Below are 17,744 nucleotides of genomic sequence, written 5' to 3' on the forward strand. Positions count from 1 at the left end.
GAGTGCCCGCGCCCCTGCCTTTTGGAGAGAATTTTCACCACCATGAATGCAAAACCCCAACGTCGTTCCCTGCTGCTGCGCCTGCTGGTTGCGGCGATTGCGATCATCGTCGCCGTTCTGGCCTGGCGCCATTTCAGCGCCGCCCAACCGACCGCTGGGACGACGCCGGGCGCGCACCAGGCCGCCGGTAAAACGGGAGCGGGCCGCGCGGCGGGCGGCAGACGCGGCGCGCCGATGTCGCCGGTGCAAGCGGCGACCGCCACGCAACAGACGGTGCCACGCTATCTTTCCGGCTTGGGCACCGCCACCGCCGCCAATACCGTGACCGTCACCAGCCGGGTCGATGGCCAACTGATGGCGATCCACTTTACCGAAGGCCAGCAGGTCAAAGCCGGCGATCTGCTGGCGGAAATCGATCCCCGGCCATTCCAGGTTCAGTTGACCCAGGCTCAGGGGCAGTTGGCAAAAGATCAGGCCACGCTGGCCAACGCCCGACGCGATCTGGCGCGCTATCAGCAGCTGGTGAAAACCAATCTGGTGTCCCGTCAGGAGCTGGATACGCAGGCCTCGCTGGTGCAGCAGACCGAAGGCGCGATCAAGGCCGATCAGGGCGCGGTCGACAGCGCCAAACTGCAGATCACCTACAGCCGCATCACTGCGCCAATCGACGGCCGCGTCGGCCTGAAACTGGTCGACGTCGGCAACTACGTTACCAGCGGCAGCACCACCGGTCTGGTGGTGATCACGCAGACGCACCCGATCGACGTGGTGTTCACGCTGCCCGAAGGCAACATCGCCGATCTGCTCAAGGCGCAAAAAGCCGGGCCGGTGAGCGTCGAAGCCTGGGATCGCACCAACCAGAACAAGCTGACGACCGGTTCGCTGCTGAGCCTGGACAACCAGATTGATACCGCCACCGGCACCATCAAGCTGAAAGCGCGCTTCGCCAACGAAGATGACGCGCTGTTCCCCAATCAGTTCGTCAACGCGCGGCTGCAGGTGGATACCCTGCACGATGCGGTGGTGATCCCGACCGCTGCGCTGCAGATGGGCAACGAGGGCAACTTCGTTTGGACGCTCGGCGAAGACAACAAGGTCAGCAAACATCGGGTCACCGCCGGCGTGCAGGACAGCCGGCAGGTGGTGATCAGCGCCGGTCTCAACGCCGGCGATCGGGTGGTGACCGACGGCATCGATCGCCTGACCGAAGGCATGCAGGTGGAAGTGCTCGCGCCGAGCGAAGCGCCGGCGGCGGCCAACGCCAAGCGCGAACCTGACGTTCAGAGGAAGTCCTGATGCAGGTGATGCCTCCCAACGCCGGCGGCGGTCCGTCCCGCCTGTTTATTCTGCGTCCGGTCGCCACCACGCTGCTGATGGTGGCAATATTGCTGGCGGGGATTATCGGTTATCGCGCGCTGCCGGTGTCCGCCCTGCCGGAGGTGGATTACCCCACTATCCAGGTGGTGACGCTGTACCCCGGCGCCAGCCCGGACGTGGTGACCTCCGCCATTACCGCGCCGCTGGAACGCCAGTTCGGCCAGATGTCCGGCCTGAAGCAAATGGCGTCGCAAAGCTCCGGCGGCGCCTCGGTGGTCACACTGCAGTTCCAGTTGGCGCTGCCGCTCGACGTCGCGGAGCAGGAAGTGCAGGCGGCGATCAACTCCGCCACCAACCTGCTGCCGACCGATTTGCCTTACCCGCCGATCTACAGCAAGGTTAACCCCGCCGATCCGCCGATCCTGACGCTGGCCGTGACCTCCACCGCCATGCCGATGACGCAGGTGGAAGACATGGTGGAAACCCGCGTGGCGCAAAAAATTTCTCAGGTGACCGGCGTCGGCCTGGTGACGCTGGCCGGCGGCCAACGCCCGGCAGTGCGCGTAAAATTGAACGCGGCGGCGGTCGCCGCCTATGGCCTGAACAGTGAAACCATTCGCGCCGCCATCAGCAACGCCAACGTCAACTCGGCGAAAGGCAGCCTTGACGGCCCGACCCGATCGGTCACCCTCTCCGCCAACGACCAAATGAAATCTGCCGACGACTATCGCCAGCTGATCGTCGCCTATCAGAACGGCGCGGCGATCCGCCTGCAGGATATCGCCACCATCGAACAAGGGGCGGAAAATACCCGACTGGCGGCCTGGGCCAACAAGCAACAGGCGATCGTGCTGAACATCCAACGCCAGCCCGGCGTCAACGTCATCACCACCGCCGACAGCATCCGCGAAATGCTGCCGACGCTGATTAAAAGCCTGCCCAAGTCAGTCGACGTCAAGGTGTTGACCGATCGCACCACCACCATCCGCGCCTCGGTCAGCGACGTGCAGTTCGAGCTGCTGCTGGCGATCGCGCTGGTGGTGATGGTGATCTACGTGTTCCTGCGCAACGTGCCGGCGACCATTATCCCCAGCGTGGCGGTGCCGCTGTCGCTGGTGGGCACCTTCGCCGCCATGTACTTCCTTGGCTTCTCCATCAACAACCTGACGCTGATGGCGCTGACCATCGCCACCGGCTTCGTGGTGGACGACGCCATCGTGGTGATCGAGAACATCTCGCGCTACATCGAGAAAGGGGAAAAACCGCTCGACGCCGCGTTGAAAGGGGCCGGCGAGATCGGCTTCACCATCATCTCTCTGACCTTCTCGCTGGTGGCGGTGCTGATCCCGCTGCTGTTCATGGGCGACATCGTCGGCCGCCTGTTCCGCGAGTTCGCCGTCACGCTGGCGGTGGCAATTTTGATCTCCGCCGTGGTGTCGCTGACGCTGACGCCGATGATGTGCGCACGCATGCTCAGCCACGAATCGCTGCGCAAGCAGAACCGTTTTTCCGCCGCCTCCGAACGCTTTTTCGACCGGGTGATCGCGCAATATGGCAAGTGGCTGAAAACGGTGCTTAACCATCCCTGGCTGACGCTCGGCGTGGCCGTGGGCACGCTGGCGCTGACGGTATTGCTGTACCTGCTGATCCCGAAAGGTTTCTTCCCGGTGCAGGACAACGGCATCATTCAGGGCACGCTGGAGGCGCCGCAGAGCGTCTCGTTCAGCAACATGGCCGAGCGCCAGCAGCAGGTCGCGGCGCAGATCCTCAAAGATCCGGCGGTGGAGAGCCTGACCTCGTTCGTCGGCGTCGACGGCAGCAACGCCACGCTCAACAGCGGCCGGCTGCAGATCAACCTGAAGCCGCTGAGCGAACGCAGCGAGCGCATTCCGGCGATCATCAGCCGCCTGCAGCAGCAAACGGCGCAGTTCCCCGGCGTGAAACTGTATCTGCAACCGGTGCAGGATCTGACCATCGATACCCAGGTCAGCCGCACCCAGTACCAGTTCACCCTGCAGGCGATGTCGCTGGACGATCTCAGCCTGTGGGTGCCGCAGCTGATGGATGAGCTGAAGCAAACCCCGCAGCTGGCGGACGTCACCAGCGACTGGCAGGATCAGGGGCTGGTGGCCTATGTCAACGTCGATCGCGATTCGGCCTCCCGCCTCGGCGTCACCATGAGCGACGTGGACAATGCGCTGTACAACGCGTTCGGCCAGCGCCTGATCTCCACCATCTACACCCAGGCCAATCAATACCGCGTGGTGCTGGAGCACGACGTCAGCACGACACCGGGGTTGGCGGCGCTCAATGAGATCCGTCTGAGCGGCAACGACGGCGCCGTGGTGCCGCTGAGCGCCATCGCCAAAATCGAAGAGCGCTTCGGCCCGCTGTCGGTGAACCATCTCGACCAGTTCCCGTCGGCCACCGTTTCATTCAACGTCGCCGACGGCTACTCGCTCGGCGAGGCGGTCGACGCGGTCACCCAGGCGGAAAAAAATCTCAATATGCCAAGGGACATCACCACCCAATTCCAGGGGGCGACCCTGGCCTTCCAGGCGGCGCTCGGCAGCACGCTGTGGCTGATTTTGGCGGCGGTGGTGGCGATGTACATCGTGCTGGGCGTGCTGTATGAAAGCTTCATTCATCCGGTCACCATCCTCTCCACCCTGCCGACCGCCGGGGTCGGCGCCCTGTTGGCGCTGATGTTGGCCGGCAGCGAGCTGGACGTGATCGCCATCATCGGCATCATCCTGCTGATCGGCATTGTGAAGAAGAACGCCATCATGATGATCGACTTCGCGCTGGCGGCGGAACGCGAGCAGGGTTTATCGCCGCGCGACGCCATCTATCAGGCCTGTCTGCTGCGTTTCCGGCCGATCTTGATGACCACGCTGGCGGCCTTGCTCGGCGCGCTGCCGCTGATGCTGAGCACCGGCGTCGGCGCGGAGCTGCGGCATCCGCTCGGCGTCTGTATGGTCGGCGGTTTGATCATGAGCCAGATCCTGACGCTGTTCACCACGCCGGTGATCTACCTGCTGTTTGACAAGCTGGCGCGCAACACGCATCGCCAGCTGGATACGCAGGAGCTGCCGTGAAATTCTTCGCCCTGTTCATTCACCGGCCGGTGGCCACCACCCTGCTGACGCTGGCCATCGCCATCAGCGGCGCGATCGGCTTTCGCCTGCTGCCGGTGTCGCCGCTGCCGCAGGTGGATTTTCCGGTGATTTCGATCAGCGCGTCGCTGCCGGGCGCCTCGCCGGAAACCATGGCGTCCTCGGTGGCGACGCCGCTGGAGCGCGCGCTGGGCCGCATCGCCGGGGTTAACGAAATGACCTCGATGAGTTCGCTCGGCAGTACCCGCGTCATTTTGCAGTTCGATCTCGATCGCGACATCAACGGCGCCGCGCGCGACGTGCAGGCGGCGATCAACGCCGCGCAAAGCCTGCTGCCGACCGGCATGCCGAGCCGCCCCAGCTACCGTAAGGTCAACCCTTCCGACGCGCCGATCATGATCCTGACGCTGACCTCGGACACCTACAGCCAGGGGCAGCTTTACGATTTCGCCTCCACCCAGCTGGCGCAGAAGATCAGCCAGACCGAGGGCGTCGGCGACGTTTCCGTAGGCGGCAGCTCGCTGCCGGCGGTGCGGGTGGAGCTGAACCCTTCGGCGCTGTTCAATCAGGACGTGTCGCTGGACAGCGTGCGGCAGGCCATCGCCAACGCCAACGTGCGCCGTCCGCAGGGCGCCGTGGAAAACCCGCAGCAGCGCTGGCAGATCCAGGCCAACGACGCGCTGAAAACCGCCGATGCTTATCGTCCGCTGATCATTCATTACAACAACGGCTCGGCGGTGCGTTTAGCCGACGTGGCCGAGGTCAAAGACTCGGTGCAAGACGTGCGTAACGCCGGGATGACCGACGCCAAACCGGCGATCATTCTGGCCATCAGCCGCGCGCCGGACGCCAACATCATCGAAACCGTCGATCGCATTCGCGCCGAGCTGCCCGCCCTGCAGGAGAATATCCCGGCCTCGATTCAACTCAACGTCGCGCAGGATCGTTCGCCAACCATCCGCGCGTCGCTGGCCGAGGTGGAACAGTCGCTGGCGATCGCCATCGGGCTGGTGATCCTGGTGGTGTTCATCTTCCTGCGCTCCGGGCGAGCCACGCTGATCCCGGCGGTCGCCGTGCCGGTGTCGCTGATCGGCTCGTTCGCCGCCATGTATCTGTGCGGCTTCAGCCTCAACAACCTGTCGCTGATGGCGCTGACCATCGCCACCGGCTTTGTGGTGGACGACGCCATCGTGGTGCTGGAAAACATTTCCCGCCACGTCGAGGCCGGCATGAAACCGATCAACGCCGCGCTGCTGGGCGCGCGGGAAGTCGGCTTCACCGTGCTGTCGATGAGCGTTTCGCTGGTGGCGGTGTTTATCCCGCTGCTGCTGATGGAAGGCCTGCCCGGCCGGCTATTCCGCGAGTTCGCCGTCACCCTGTCGGTATCGATCGGGCTGTCGCTCATCGTCTCGCTGACGCTCACGCCGATGATGTGTGCCTATTTGCTGCGCCACCAGCCGGCGCGTTCGCAGCGGCGCGCACGCGGCTTCGGCAAAATGCTGCTGGCGCTGCAGCAGGGTTACGGACGCTCGCTGAACTGGGTGCTCGGCCACTCGCGCTGGGTGCTGGCGGTGTTCCTCGCCACCGTTGCGCTCAACGTCTGGCTGTATATCAGCATCCCGAAAACCTTCTTCCCTGAACAGGATACCGGGCGTCTGATGGGCTTTATCCAGGCCGACCAAAGCATTTCGTTCCAGGCGATGCGCGGCAAACTGGAAGACTTCATGAAAATCGTGCGCGAAGATCCGGACGTGGAAAACGTCACCGGTTTTACCGGCGGCTCGCGCACCAACAGCGGTTCGATGTTCATCTCACTGAAACCCCTGTCGGTACGCAGCGACGACGTGCAGAAAGTGATCGCCCGCCTGCGTGCCCGCCTGGCCAAAGAACCGGGCGCCAGCCTGTTTCTGATGGCGGTACAGGATATCCGCGTCGGCGGCCGGCAGGCCAACGCCAGCTACCAATATACGCTGCTGGCGGACGATCTCGCCGCGCTGCGCGACTGGGAGCCGAAGATCCGCACCGCGCTGGCCGCATTGCCCGAGCTGGCGGACGTCAACTCGGATCAGCAGGATAAAGGCTCGGAGATGGATCTGGTCTACGATCGCGAAACCATGGCGCGCCTCGGCATTTCGGTGTCCGACGCCAACAACCTGTTGAACAACGCCTTCGGCCAGCGACAGATTTCGACCATCTATCAACCGCTCAACCAATACAAAGTCGTGATGGAAGTGGCGCCGCCCTACACTCAGGACGTGAGCTCGTTGGACAAAATGTTCATCATCAACAACGAAGGCAAGGCGATACCGCTCTCCTACTTCGCCAGTTGGCGACCGGCCAACGCGCCGCTGTCGGTAAACCATCAGGGGCTGTCCGCCGCCTCGACCATCTCCTTTAACCTGCCGGACGGCGGCAGCCTGTCGGACGCCACCGCGGCGGTAGAGCGCACCATGACTCAGCTCGGCGTGCCGTCCACGGTGCGCGGCGCGTTCGCCGGCACCGCCCAGGTATTCCAGGACACCCTGAAGTCGCAGCTCATCCTGATCCTGGCAGCGATCGCCACGGTGTATATCGTGCTCGGCGTGCTGTATGAGAGCTATATCCATCCGCTGACCATCCTTTCCACGCTGCCTTCCGCCGGCGTGGGGGCGCTGCTGGCGCTCGAGCTGTTCGGCGCACCGTTCAGCCTGATCGCGCTGATCGGCATCATGCTGTTGATCGGTATCGTGAAGAAAAATGCCATCATGATGGTTGACTTCGCGCTCGAAGCGCAGCGCAACGGCGGCATCAGCGCCCGCGAGGCGATTTTCCAGGCCAGCCTGCTGCGTTTCCGGCCGATCATGATGACCACGCTGGCGGCGTTGTTCGGCGCGCTGCCGCTGGTGCTGACCCGCGGCGACGGCGCGGAGCTGCGCCAGCCGCTCGGCATCACCATCGCCGGCGGCCTGGTGATGAGCCAGCTGCTGACGCTGTACACCACCCCGGTGGTCTACCTTTACTTCGACCGGCTGCAGGCGAAGTTCCGCCGCAACAAGCAACTGGCCCCGTTGCCCCATTAATGGCCGACTGATGCTGATGAAACACACCGCCACAGTACGCTGGCAACTCTGGATAGTGGCATTCGGCTTCTTTATGCAGACGCTGGATACCACTATCGTCAACACCGCCCTGCCCTCGATGGCCGCCAGCCTGGGGGAGAACCCGCTGCGCATGCAGTCGGTGATCGTCTCCTATGTGCTGACGGTGGCGGTGACGCTGCCGGCCAGCGGCTGGCTGGCGGACAAGGTCGGCGTACAGCGGGTGTTTTTCAGCGCCATCGTGCTGTTCACCCTCGGCTCCCTCCTCTGCGCCCGCTCGGAAACCCTGAACGAACTGATCGCCTCGCGCGTGCTTCAGGGCGTCGGCGGCGCGATGATGGTGCCGGTCGGCCGCCTGACGGTGATGAAAATCGTGCCGCGCGAGCAGTACATGGCGGCGATGACCTTCGTAACGCTGCCAGGCCAAATCGGCCCGCTGATGGGGCCGGCGCTGGGTGGCTTCCTGGTGCAATACGCCAGCTGGCATTGGATTTTCCTGATCAATATTCCGGTGGGTATCGTGGGCGCCATCGCCACGCTGCTGCTGATGCCCAACTACCAAATGCAGACCCGCCGCTTCGACGTCAGCGGCTTTCTCCTGCTGGCGATCGGCATGGCGTCGCTGACGCTGGCGCTCGACGGCCACAAAGGCATGGGGCTGTCCGGCAGCGCCATCGCCGGCCTGGTGGCGCTGGGCGTGGCGGCGCTGTTGGGGTATGTTTGGCATGCTTACGGCAATAGCCGCGCCCTGTTCTCGCTGCGGCTGCTGCGCACCCCGACTTACAAGATCGGACTGCTGGCCAGCCTGCTGGGGCGCATCGGCAGCGGCATGCTGCCGTTCATGACGCCGCTGTTTCTGCAGGTGGGCATGGGCTTCTCGCCGTTCCACGCCGGGCTGATGATGATCCCGATGATCATCGGCAGCATGGGCATGAAGCGCATCGTGGTGCAGGTGGTCAACCGCTTCGGCTACCGCAACGTGCTGGTGGCCGCCACGCTGCTGCTGGCGCTGGTCAGCCTGAGTTTCCTGCTGGCGGCGATGCTCGGCTGGCTGTGGCTGCTGCCGGTGGTGCTGTTCTTCCAGGGGATGGTCAACTCGCTGCGCTTCTCGGCGATGAACACCCTGACGCTGAAAGATCTGCCGGACCGGCTGGCCAGCAGCGGCAACAGCCTGCTGTCGATGGTCATGCAGCTGTCGATGAGCCTCGGCGTCAGCGTCGCCGGCATCTTAATCGGCAGCTTCGCCCATCACCAGGTGGTGGCCGATAGCCCAGCCATTCACAGCGCATTTATTTACAGCTACTGCTGTATGGCGTTGATTATCGCCCTGCCCGCGCTCGCCTTCGCGCGCGTGCCGGCCGATAGCGCGCCCAACCGCACGCTGACCAAAGAGCCGGGTACCGGCTCAACGAGGTTGCAATGAGGATAGGCATTACCGGGAAGCTGTTCCTGGCCATTTTCGCTACCTGCATGCTGGTGTTGATCACCATGCATTGGGGGGTGCGCGTCAGCTTTGAGCGCGGCTTTATCGATTACATCAAGAGCAGCAACGAGCAGCGCATCAACATGCTGAGCGAAGCGCTGGAGGAACAGTACAGCCATCATGGCAATTGGATATTCCTGCGCAACAACGATCAGGTGGTCTACCAAATCATGCGTTCGTTCGAACAGAACAGCGACAGCAGCCACAATCTGCCGCCCAAGGGCTGGCGCACCCAGTTTTGGGTGGTGGACAGCCAGTTCAATCGGCTGGTCGGGCATTCCGGCCCGTTGCCGAAAGAGGGGCCGCGCCACCCAATCCGCTATAACAACGAGATCGTCGGCTGGGTGCTCACCACCCCGGTCGAGCGCCTGACGCGCAATACGGACATCAACTTCGATCGCCAGCAGCGGCGCACCAGTTGGATTATCGTCGCGCTCTCCACCCTGTTGGCAGCGGCGGTGACCTGGCTGCTGTCGCGCGGCATGCTGGCCCCGGTCAAGCGCCTGGTGGCGGGCACCCACCGCCTGGCGGCGGGCGATTTCACCACCCGCGTGGCGGTCAGCAGCCAGGATGAACTGGGCAGGCTGGCGCACGACTTCAACCAGTTGGCCACCTCGCTGGAAAAAAACGAGCAGATGCGTCGCGCCTTTATGGCCGACGTGTCGCACGAGCTACGCACGCCGCTGGCGGTGCTGCGCGGCGAGCTGGAGGCGCTGCAGGACGGCGTGCGCCAGCCGACGCCGGCGTCGCTCAGCTCGCTGCAGGCTGAGGTATCCACCTTGACCAAACTGGTCGACGACCTGCACCAGCTGTCGCTCTCCGATCTCGGCGCGCTGGCCTATCGCAAGGCGCAGGTGGACTGCGTGCACCTGGTGCAGATCGCCGTCGCCGCCTTCCGCGAACGCTTCCGCGCCAAAGGGCTGGAGATCGTCACCCATCTGCCGGCCCAGGCGCCGCTGTTCGGCGATCCCGATCGCCTGAACCAGCTGTTCAATAACCTGTTGGAAAACAGCCTGCGTTACACCGACGTCGGTGGCCGGCTGGAGATCGGCGCCGAGCTGCAGCCGGGGAGACTGATCCTCTGCTGGCAGGACAGCGCGCCGGGCATCAGCGATCAGCAACTGACGCGCATTTTCGAACGCTTCTATCGGGCGGAAGGTTCACGCAACCGCGCCAGCGGCGGCTCAGGGCTGGGGTTGGCGATCTGCCACAACATCGTGGAAGCGCACGACGGGAAAATCCGCGCCGAGCATTCGCCTTTAGGCGGCGTGCGCATTACAGTAGAATTTGCTACCCCGATAAAAAATAAGGCGCCCTGATGGACATTCAGAATCAACCCGTGCAGATCATGATTGTTGAAGATGAGCCCAAGCTGGGCCAGCTGCTGGTGGATTATCTGCAGGCGGCGGGCTACGCCACCCGCTGGCTGACCAACGGTAATGAAGTGGTGCCGACCGTGCACCAGCATCCGCCGGCGCTGATCTTACTCGACCTGATGTTGCCAGGGGCCGACGGCCTGACGGTGTGCCGCGAGCTGCGCCGCTTCAGCGACGTGCCCATCGTGATGGTGACGGCGAAAATCGAAGAGATTGACCGCCTGTTGGGATTGGAGATCGGCGCCGACGATTACATCTGCAAACCCTACAGCCCGCGTGAAGTGGTGGCGCGAGTGAAAACCATCCTGCGCCGCAGCTATCGGCCGCAGGAGAACGCGCGGGAAGATGACCTGCTGCACATCGATGAACCGCGCTTCCAGGCCAGCTATCAGGGGCAGTTGCTGGATCTGACGCCGGCGGAGTTCCGCCTGCTGAAAACGCTGGCCAGCCAGCCAGGCAACGTGTTTTCTCGCGAGCAGCTGCTGAACAACCTGTACGACGACTACCGGGTGGTCACCGACCGCACCATCGACAGCCACATCAAAAACCTGCGCCGCAAGCTGGAACTGATCGACGGGGAAAAATCCTTTATTCGCTCGGTATACGGTGTGGGCTACCGCTGGGAAGCCGAGCCCTGCCGGCTGATGAATGGGGTTTAGAGGGAAATCAGCGCGTCCAGTCTTCAACCGCCAACCCGGGCACCATGGCGAATGCGCGATCGTTGGTCACCAGCGTCGCGCCACGGCTCTGCGCGTGAGCGGCGATCAGTTGATCCATCGCGCCCATGATTTTGTCCTTTCTCACCATGTTTGCCCGCATTTCACCGTAGCAGCGGGCGGCCTCGCGATCCCATGCATAGACCGTCACCGCAGCAAGAAAGGCCTCGACCATGCTTTGCAACGCCTTGTTCCGCCGTTTGGCCACACCGTAAAGCAGTTCCGCCTCCGTGACGCTGGAAATACATACGGCAGAAGGCGGGAGCTTTTGCATGACGTTAAGCACCTGCGGATGCTGCCGAAACAAGTGGCTGACGGTGTTGGTATCAAACATGTACATCGCCTACTCTTCCTCTGAGAATGGATCGCGGTCTGCAACCCCTTGCTGACGATCTTCCGCGCCAAGAAACTCTTGCGGCACCGGCGTTTGGGCGATAATGCTCAGCAGCGGTGCCCAGCTGTCCGGCTTTGCTGGATATTTGGATAAAATCACGTTTCCCTCCCGATCGCGACGGATATACACACGATCCGTATCAAATTCAAATTCCACCGGTAACCTCACCGCCTGATTTCTACCGTTTTTAAACAGCTTGGCGATTCTTTCCATCTCGACACTCCACAGCAGGCATAGGCCAAAGCATATGCCTGCAGCGCGTCGATGCCAAGATCTATCGCTCACTTTTCACTCACCTTTACGTAGCGGGCAAACGGTAACGCGCAATGCTGCTCGATGAAACCACGTAATTGTCATTATGCGGCGCACTGCGCAATCACCGCGCCTTTCCTTAGCTTCCCGTGCGGCGCCGGGCTCACCGAATGAAAACTCCGCGCCGGCGCAAAAAAACTGCGCATTTTTTCGACTAAGCTGCAGTGAGGTTTAGCCGCCGATTTTCAAGCGATTGGCTACACTTACATCACGAATCGGAACCTACAGGAGAAGAACCATGGCAATCGGTCATTACGAGCTGAAAAAAGCAAAGAACGGACAGTACCACTTCAACCTGAAAGCCAGTAACGGCGAAATTATTCTGGCCAGCGAGATGTATGCCAGCAAAGCCTCGGCGGAGAACGGCATCGCCTCGGTGCAGACCAATTCACCGCACGAAGCGCAGTACGAACTGAAGCACAGCGCCAGCAATCAGCCCTATTTTGTGCTGAAGGCCAAGAACCATCAGGTGATCGGCGTCAGCGAAATGTACAGCTCCGAAAGCGCGGCCAAAAACGGTATCCAGTCGGTGACGAAAAACGGCCCGACCACCGATATCCGCGATTTGAGCGCCTGATCCCCCGTTTCGCCCGCGCGGTGGCCGCCACCGCGCGTTTTCCGTTTGACCGGGATCAATCTCCCTTGAATAAATCCGGTTAACTGCTGATTTCTTGCCGCGCTGCGGCTACAATCCCCCGCTTTTACTGCGCCATCAGGTGGCGTGGTGCTGACCTGAAATCAGACCGAGACACACTATGTTTACACCGGAACTTCTCTCCCCGGCCGGAACGCTGAAAAACATGCGTTACGCCTTTGCCTACGGCGCCGATGCGGTTTACGCCGGCCAGCCGCGCTACAGCCTGCGGGTACGCAACAACGAGTTCAACCACGAGAATCTGGCGCAGGGCATCAACGAAGCGCATGCGCTGGGCAAAAAATTCTACGTGGTGGTGAACATCGCCCCGCACAACGCCAAGCTGAAAACCTTCTTGCGCGATCTGAAGCCGGTTATCGATATGGGCCCGGATGCGCTGATCATGTCCGATCCTGGCCTTATCATGATGGTGCGCGAAGCCTTCCCGCAGATGGACATCCACCTGTCGGTGCAGGCCAATGCCGTTAACTGGGCGACGGTGAAGTTCTGGAAGCAAATGGGCCTGACCCGCGTGATCCTGTCGCGCGAACTGTCGCTGGAAGAGATTGCCGAGATCCGCGCCGAAGTGCCGGACATGGAGCTGGAGATCTTCGTCCACGGCGCGCTGTGCATGGCCTACTCCGGCCGCTGCCTGCTGTCCGGCTACATCAACAAACGCGATCCCAATCAGGGTACCTGCACCAATGCCTGCCGCTGGCAGTACAAGGCGGAGGAAGGCAAAGAGGACGACACCGGCAATATCGTGCACCTGCACGAACCGATCCCGGTGCAGACCGTCGAGCCGACGCTGGGCATCGGCGCGCCGACCGACAAGGTGTTCATGCTGTCTGAAGCGCAAAAGCCAGGTGAATATATGAGCGCCTTCGAAGACGAACACGGCACCTATATCATGAACTCCAAGGATCTGCGCGCCATCCAGCACGTGGAGCGTCTGACGCAGCTCGGCGTGCATTCGCTGAAGATCGAAGGGCGCACCAAGTCCTTCTACTACTGCGCCCGCACCGCCCAGGTCTACCGCCGCGCCATCGACGACGCCGTTGCCGGCAAACCGTTCGATCCGACCCTGCTCACCACGCTGGAAGGCCTGGCGCACCGCGGCTATACCGAAGGCTTCCTGCGCCGCCACGTGCACGAAGCGCAGCAGAATTACGAATACGGCTCTTCGCTCTCCGAGCGCCAGCAGTTCGTCGGCGAGTTCACCGGCGTGCGCCGCGAAGGCTGGGCGGAAGTCGACGTGAAGAATAAATTCTCACTCGGCGACAGCGTCGAGATGATGACGCCAGGCGGCAACGTGCTGTTCACCCTCGAAAGCATGCAAAATAAGAAAGGCGAGCCGATTGAGGTCGCGCCGGGCAACGGCCATATCGTTTATTTGCCGATCCCGCAGGATATTGATCTCAATTATGCATTGCTGATCCGCAATTTGGCGGAAGAAAATAGCGCCGGAGCCTAACAATCAATCGTCGCCATTCGGCGGCGATTTTTAGCAAATATTAGAATTGGATCACATCAATGTGCCCGCAGCTTGGTTACTATCACGCTGCTTAAAACGAACAACGAAAATATTTGCATAGCAATACTAGGAACCACCTCCTTAGCCGGCCCAATCTCCCTTGGGCTGGCTTTTTCTTTATGGGTCCGCCATTGCCGCCGGTGCGCCTATTTTTCATTACGTTTTCCCGTTATCCATTTTAATAAAAATAATAACGCCACATCGATATATAAATAACGCTATAGCGATTAATCCTGCCGCCATTAAAATTCCGCTTATTGTCAGGTTAAATTCAGATAAATTCGCATCGTCTTCATATTCACGGCACAATAGGAAATAACCGGAATTAGCTGAATATTCTGATGGCTTGGCGGCGTAGGCTGGTTTATCTTGAGGCATTCTTGGTTTTCCGCCGGAGGAGATCGGTAATGCCTCAACACTCACATGCAGCCGCCCTGCTTATTCTCAACGGCAAGGGCGCCGGCAACGAAGAACTGCGTCAGGCGGTCACACGGCTGCGCGAAGAGCAAATCACGCTGTACGTGCGCGTGACCTGGGAGCACGGCGACGCCGCGCGCTACGTCGCGGAAGCTGCACAACTCGGCGTCGGCACCGTCGTCGCCGGCGGCGGTGACGGCACCATCAACGAAGTGGCCGCCGCGCTGGTGCAGCTGCCGGCGCATAACCGGCCGGCGCTGGGCATTCTGCCGCTCGGCACCGCCAACGACTTCGCCATGGCGTGCAATATCCCCCCATCCCCCGAACTGGCGCTGCAGCTGGCGATCAAGGGCCGCTCGGTACCGATCGATCTGGCGAAGGTCAACGGCGAGCGCTACTTCATCAACATGGCCACCGGCGGCTTCGGCACCCGCATCACCACCGAGACACCGGAGAAGTTGAAAGCAGCCTTGGGCGGCGTGTCCTACTTCGTGCACGGCTTGCTGCGCATGGATACGCTGCAGGCCGACCGCTGTGAAATCCGCGGGCCGGACTTCCGCTGGGCCGGCGAAGCATTGGTGATCGGCATCGGCAACGGCAAGCAGGCCGGCGGCGGCCAGGAACTGTGCCCCAGCGCGCTGATCAACGACGGCCTGCTGCAGCTGCGCCTGCTGATCGCCGATGAACTGCTGCCGGCGCTGGTCGCCGCCCTGTTCAACGACGAAGAGAGCAACAGCATCCTCAGCGCGGCGCTGCCGTGGCTCGAGATCGACGCGCCGCATGAGATGACCTTCAACCTCGACGGCGAACCGCTCAAAGGCCGCCATTTCCGCATCGAAGTGTTGCCGCAGGCCATCGAATGCCGCCTGCCGCCTAACTGCGCCCTGCTGGGCTGACCTTGTCGGGCGCAGCCGCTGCGCCCCACTTCTTCCCCTCCGTTCATCCGCTTCCACTCGCGATCAAATGTGATCCTCTCCGGCAAATTCATCAATTCATACTTGTATGGTAGTTAGTTCATGACGTATTTTCGCGCTATCTCTCCGCAGCTACAGGATGTGAAGGTTATGAAAATCGTCAACGCCGAGGTGTTCGTCACCTGCCCGGGGCGCAACTTTGTCACGCTGAAAATCACCACCGATGACGGCATCATCGGCCTCGGTGACGCCACGCTGAACGGGCGCGAATTGCCGGTGGCCTCTTACCTGAAAGATCACCTCTGCCCGCAGTTGATCGGCCGCGACGCGCAGCGGATCGAAGACCTCTGGCAATTCTTCTACAAAGGCGCTTACTGGCGGCGCGGCCCGGTGACCATGTCGGCCATTTCCGCCGTCGACATGGCGCTGTGGGACATCAAGGCCAAGGCCGCCAACATGCCGCTGTATCAGCTGTTGGGCGGCGCCTCACGTTCGGGAGTGATGGTGTATTGCCATACCACCGGCCACTCGATCGACGAGGTGCTCGACGACTACGCTAAACATAAAGAACAAGGCTTCAAGGCGATCCGCGTTCAATGCGGCGTGCCCGGCATGAAAACCACCTACGGCATGGCCAAGGGCAAAGGCCAGGCCTATGAGCCGGCCACCAAGGGTGACTGGCCGGAAGAGCAGCTGTGGTCGACGGAAAAATACCTCGATTTCACCCCCAAACTGTTCGACGCGGTGCGCAACAGGTTCGGCTTCAACGAGCACCTGCTGCACGACATGCACCACCGCCTGACGCCAATTGAAGCGGCGCGCTTTGGTAAAAGCGCCGAGCCGTATCGCCTGTTCTGGATGGAGGATCCGACGCCGGCGGAAAATCAGGCCTGTTTCCGCCTGATCCGCCAGCATACCGTCACGCCGATCGCCGTCGGCGAGGTGTTCAACAGCATCTGGGACTGCAAACAGCTGATCGAAGAACAGCTGATCGACTACATCCGCACCACCCTGACGCACGCGGGCGGCATTACCGGCATGCGGCGCATCGCCGACTTCGCCTCGCTGTATCAGGTGCGCACCGGTTCTCACGGCCCTTCCGATCTGTCGCCGATCTGCATGGCGGCGGCGCTGCATTTCGATCTGTGGGTGCCGAACTTCGGCGTGCAGGAATACATGGGCTATTCCGAGCAGATGCTCGAGGTGTTCCCGCACAGCTGGACGTTCGACGACGGCTATATGCATCCGGGCGACAAGCCGGGCATCGGCATCGAGTTCGATGAGAAGCTGGCGGCCCGTTACCCGTATGAACCGGCCTACCTGCCGGTCGCGCGTCTGAAGGATGGCACCTTATGGAACTGGTAAACACCATGCGCAGCGTCGTGATCGAACAGCCCGGGCGCCTGGCGCTGCAGACGCGCGCGCTGCCGCAACCGGCGGCCGGCGAGGTGCGGGTCAAGGTGAAATTCGCCGGCATCTGCGGCTCCGACGTCCATATCTATCACGGCCATAACCCGTTCGCCCGCTACCCGCGGGTGATCGGCCACGAGTTCTTCGGCCTGATCGATGCGCTGGGCGAAGGCGTCGATCCGGCGCGCCTCGGCGAACGCGTCTCGGTAGACCCGGTGGTGAGCTGCGGCCACTGCTATCCCTGTTCGGTCGGCCGCCCAAACGTCTGCACCTCGCTGCAGGTGATCGGCGTGCACCGCGACGGCGGCTTCAGCGACTACGCCTGCGTGCCGGCACGCAACGCCTATCCGGTTCCGGCCGCCATCAGCGATCGCCACGCCGCGATGATCGAACCCTTCACTATCGCCGCCAACATTACCGCCCATCTGCAACCACGCCCCGACGACATCGCGCTGATCTACGGCGCCGGGCCGATGGGGCTCACGGTGATCCAGACGCTGAAAGGCGTGTACGGCGTCAAGCAGGTGTGGGTCGTCGATCGCATCGCCGAACGGCTGGACATGGCACGCGCCAACGGTGCCGACGAAGTATTCAACAACGCCGAGGCCGCATTGCCGCAGGCGCTGCAGCAGCGCGACGTTCAGCCGACGCTGATCGTCGATGCCGCCTGCCACCCCGCCATTTTGCCGGAGGCGATCGCGCTGGCTTCGCCGGCGGCGCGCATCGGCATCATGGGCTTTTCCGGCGACGCTTGCACCCTGACCCAGCAGAGCATCACCAGCAAGGAGCTGTCGATCTTCTCCTCGCGCCTGAACAGCGCGCGCTTCCCACAGGTGATCGCCTGGATGGCGGACGGCAAGCTAGACCCGCAGCGGCTACTCACCCACTGCGTGCCCGCCGGCGACGTCGAACGGGCAATGCAGATGTTCGAGCGGGATCAGCGCACCTGCTGCAAGGTACTGCTGCAGTTCGAGTAACGTCACGGCAGCATCGGGGCATGGGGCGGCACCCGCCGCCCGTGCAAACAACGAAGCATCACGATTA

At 62.2% G+C, this 17,744-nt stretch carries 14 protein-coding genes; 11 read left to right on the forward strand and 3 right to left on the reverse strand.

Translation table 11 applies throughout. The features are described from left to right. The first annotated feature begins 42 nt into the window (after positions 1–42). From ACMGGW_RS16890 to baeR, 6 genes are read left to right on the forward strand one after another with little or no spacing between them, the layout of a single operon-like run. A complete protein-coding gene (locus tag ACMGGW_RS16890; protein ID WP_025303859.1) occupies positions 43–1,296 on the forward strand; it encodes an MdtA/MuxA family multidrug efflux RND transporter periplasmic adaptor subunit in 1,254 nt (417 codons plus the stop codon). Further along, positions 1,296–4,415: an MdtB/MuxB family multidrug efflux RND transporter permease subunit gene (locus ACMGGW_RS16895; RefSeq protein WP_049209523.1), complete on the forward strand. Its 3,120-nt coding sequence runs from the start codon at positions 1,296–1,298 to the stop codon at positions 4,413–4,415. Before ACMGGW_RS16890 ends, ACMGGW_RS16895 begins: the two co-directional genes overlap by 1 nt. Next, positions 4,412–7,492, forward strand: a complete 3,081-nt coding sequence (mdtC, locus tag ACMGGW_RS16900) for a multidrug efflux RND transporter permease subunit MdtC (RefSeq protein ID WP_197832433.1) — start codon at positions 4,412–4,414, stop codon at positions 7,490–7,492. The genes ACMGGW_RS16895 and mdtC overlap by 4 nt, the downstream gene beginning before the upstream one ends. Positions 7,493–7,502: 10 nt before the next feature. Next, positions 7,503–8,933 carry an MFS transporter gene (locus tag ACMGGW_RS16905; RefSeq protein ID WP_049204855.1) on the forward strand — a complete coding sequence of 477 codons (1,431 nt, stop codon included), beginning with the start codon at positions 7,503–7,505 and terminating at the stop codon, positions 8,931–8,933. Then, positions 8,930–10,312: a two-component system sensor histidine kinase BaeS gene (baeS, locus tag ACMGGW_RS16910; RefSeq protein ID WP_049204856.1), complete on the forward strand. Its 1,383-nt coding sequence runs from the start codon at positions 8,930–8,932 to the stop codon at positions 10,310–10,312. Before ACMGGW_RS16905 ends, baeS begins: the two co-directional genes overlap by 4 nt. Next, complete coding sequence (baeR, locus tag ACMGGW_RS16915; protein ID WP_004941568.1) at positions 10,312–11,028, forward strand: two-component system response regulator BaeR; 717 nt, start codon at positions 10,312–10,314, stop codon at positions 11,026–11,028. The genes baeS and baeR overlap by 1 nt, the downstream gene beginning before the upstream one ends. 7 nt (positions 11,029–11,035) lie before the next feature. On the opposite strand, the gene ACMGGW_RS16920 is transcribed toward baeR, so the two are convergent. Next, positions 11,036–11,425, reverse strand: coding sequence for a type II toxin-antitoxin system VapC family toxin (locus ACMGGW_RS16920; protein ID WP_043137970.1), 390 nt, complete (start codon positions 11,423–11,425; stop codon positions 11,036–11,038). A 3-nt stretch (positions 11,426–11,428) separates the two neighbouring features. Next, complete coding sequence (locus tag ACMGGW_RS16925) at positions 11,429–11,692, reverse strand: antitoxin (RefSeq protein ID WP_004941563.1); 264 nt, start codon at positions 11,690–11,692, stop codon at positions 11,429–11,431. A gap of 337 nt (positions 11,693–12,029) precedes the next feature. On the opposite strand from ACMGGW_RS16925, the gene ACMGGW_RS16930 reads away from it, so the two are divergent. Continuing rightward, positions 12,030–12,368, forward strand: coding sequence for a YegP family protein (locus ACMGGW_RS16930; protein WP_016926703.1), 339 nt, complete (start codon positions 12,030–12,032; stop codon positions 12,366–12,368). Positions 12,369–12,546: 178 nt separating this feature from the next. Beyond that, positions 12,547–13,899: a tRNA 5-hydroxyuridine modification protein YegQ gene (yegQ, locus tag ACMGGW_RS16935; RefSeq protein ID WP_025303865.1), complete on the forward strand. Its 1,353-nt coding sequence runs from the start codon at positions 12,547–12,549 to the stop codon at positions 13,897–13,899. Between the two features lie 216 nt (positions 13,900–14,115). Here the strand turns inward: yegQ and ACMGGW_RS16940 are convergent, their stop codons facing one another. Next, complete coding sequence (locus tag ACMGGW_RS16940) at positions 14,116–14,337, reverse strand: hypothetical protein (protein ID WP_141998673.1); 222 nt, start codon at positions 14,335–14,337, stop codon at positions 14,116–14,118. A 29-nt stretch (positions 14,338–14,366) separates the two neighbouring features. On the opposite strand from ACMGGW_RS16940, the gene yegS reads away from it, so the two are divergent. The 3 genes from yegS to ACMGGW_RS16955 all read left to right on the forward strand — a co-directional run bounded on the left by yegS (position 14,367) and on the right by ACMGGW_RS16955 (position 17,677). Beyond that, a complete protein-coding gene (yegS, locus tag ACMGGW_RS16945; protein WP_043137977.1) occupies positions 14,367–15,272 on the forward strand; it encodes a lipid kinase YegS in 906 nt (301 codons plus the stop codon). Between the two features lie 168 nt (positions 15,273–15,440). Next, entirely contained in the window at positions 15,441–16,655 is a 1,215-nt protein-coding gene (manD, locus tag ACMGGW_RS16950) for a D-mannonate dehydratase ManD (protein WP_197811307.1), read from the forward strand. A gap of 5 nt (positions 16,656–16,660) precedes the next feature. Then, positions 16,661–17,677 carry a Zn-dependent oxidoreductase gene (locus ACMGGW_RS16955; RefSeq protein ID WP_161781783.1) on the forward strand — a complete coding sequence of 339 codons (1,017 nt, stop codon included), beginning with the start codon at positions 16,661–16,663 and terminating at the stop codon, positions 17,675–17,677. The last annotated feature ends 67 nt before the right edge of the window (positions 17,678–17,744 follow it).

The sequence above is a fragment of the Serratia sp. BNK-4 genome (assembly GCF_048685115.1).
Taxonomy (GTDB): Bacteria; Pseudomonadota; Gammaproteobacteria; order Enterobacterales; family Enterobacteriaceae; genus Serratia; species Serratia bockelmannii.

Excerpts from the sequence above, each read along its gene's own strand:
- ACMGGW_RS16890 (WP_025303859.1), top strand. The coding sequence starts at position 43 with ATGAATGCAAAACCCCAACGTCGTTCCCTGCTGCTGCGCCTGCTGGTT.
- ACMGGW_RS16895 (WP_049209523.1), top strand. The coding sequence starts at position 1,296 with ATGCAGGTGATGCCTCCCAACGCCGGCGGCGGTCCGTCCCGCCTGTTT.
- ACMGGW_RS16905 (WP_049204855.1), top strand. The coding sequence starts at position 7,503 with ATGCTGATGAAACACACCGCCACAGTACGCTGGCAACTCTGGATAGTG.
- baeS (WP_049204856.1), top strand. The coding sequence starts at position 8,930 with ATGAGGATAGGCATTACCGGGAAGCTGTTCCTGGCCATTTTCGCTACC.
- baeR (WP_004941568.1), top strand. The coding sequence starts at position 10,312 with ATGGACATTCAGAATCAACCCGTGCAGATCATGATTGTTGAAGATGAG.
- ACMGGW_RS16920 (WP_043137970.1), bottom strand. The coding sequence starts at position 11,425 with ATGTACATGTTTGATACCAACACCGTCAGCCACTTGTTTCGGCAGCAT.
- ACMGGW_RS16925 (WP_004941563.1), bottom strand. The coding sequence starts at position 11,692 with ATGGAAAGAATCGCCAAGCTGTTTAAAAACGGTAGAAATCAGGCGGTG.
- ACMGGW_RS16930 (WP_016926703.1), top strand. The coding sequence starts at position 12,030 with ATGGCAATCGGTCATTACGAGCTGAAAAAAGCAAAGAACGGACAGTAC.
- yegQ (WP_025303865.1), top strand. The coding sequence starts at position 12,547 with ATGTTTACACCGGAACTTCTCTCCCCGGCCGGAACGCTGAAAAACATG.
- ACMGGW_RS16940 (WP_141998673.1), bottom strand. The coding sequence starts at position 14,337 with ATGCCTCAAGATAAACCAGCCTACGCCGCCAAGCCATCAGAATATTCA.
- yegS (WP_043137977.1), top strand. The coding sequence starts at position 14,367 with ATGCCTCAACACTCACATGCAGCCGCCCTGCTTATTCTCAACGGCAAG.
- manD (WP_197811307.1), top strand. The coding sequence starts at position 15,441 with ATGAAAATCGTCAACGCCGAGGTGTTCGTCACCTGCCCGGGGCGCAAC.
- ACMGGW_RS16955 (WP_161781783.1), top strand. The coding sequence starts at position 16,661 with ATGCGCAGCGTCGTGATCGAACAGCCCGGGCGCCTGGCGCTGCAGACG.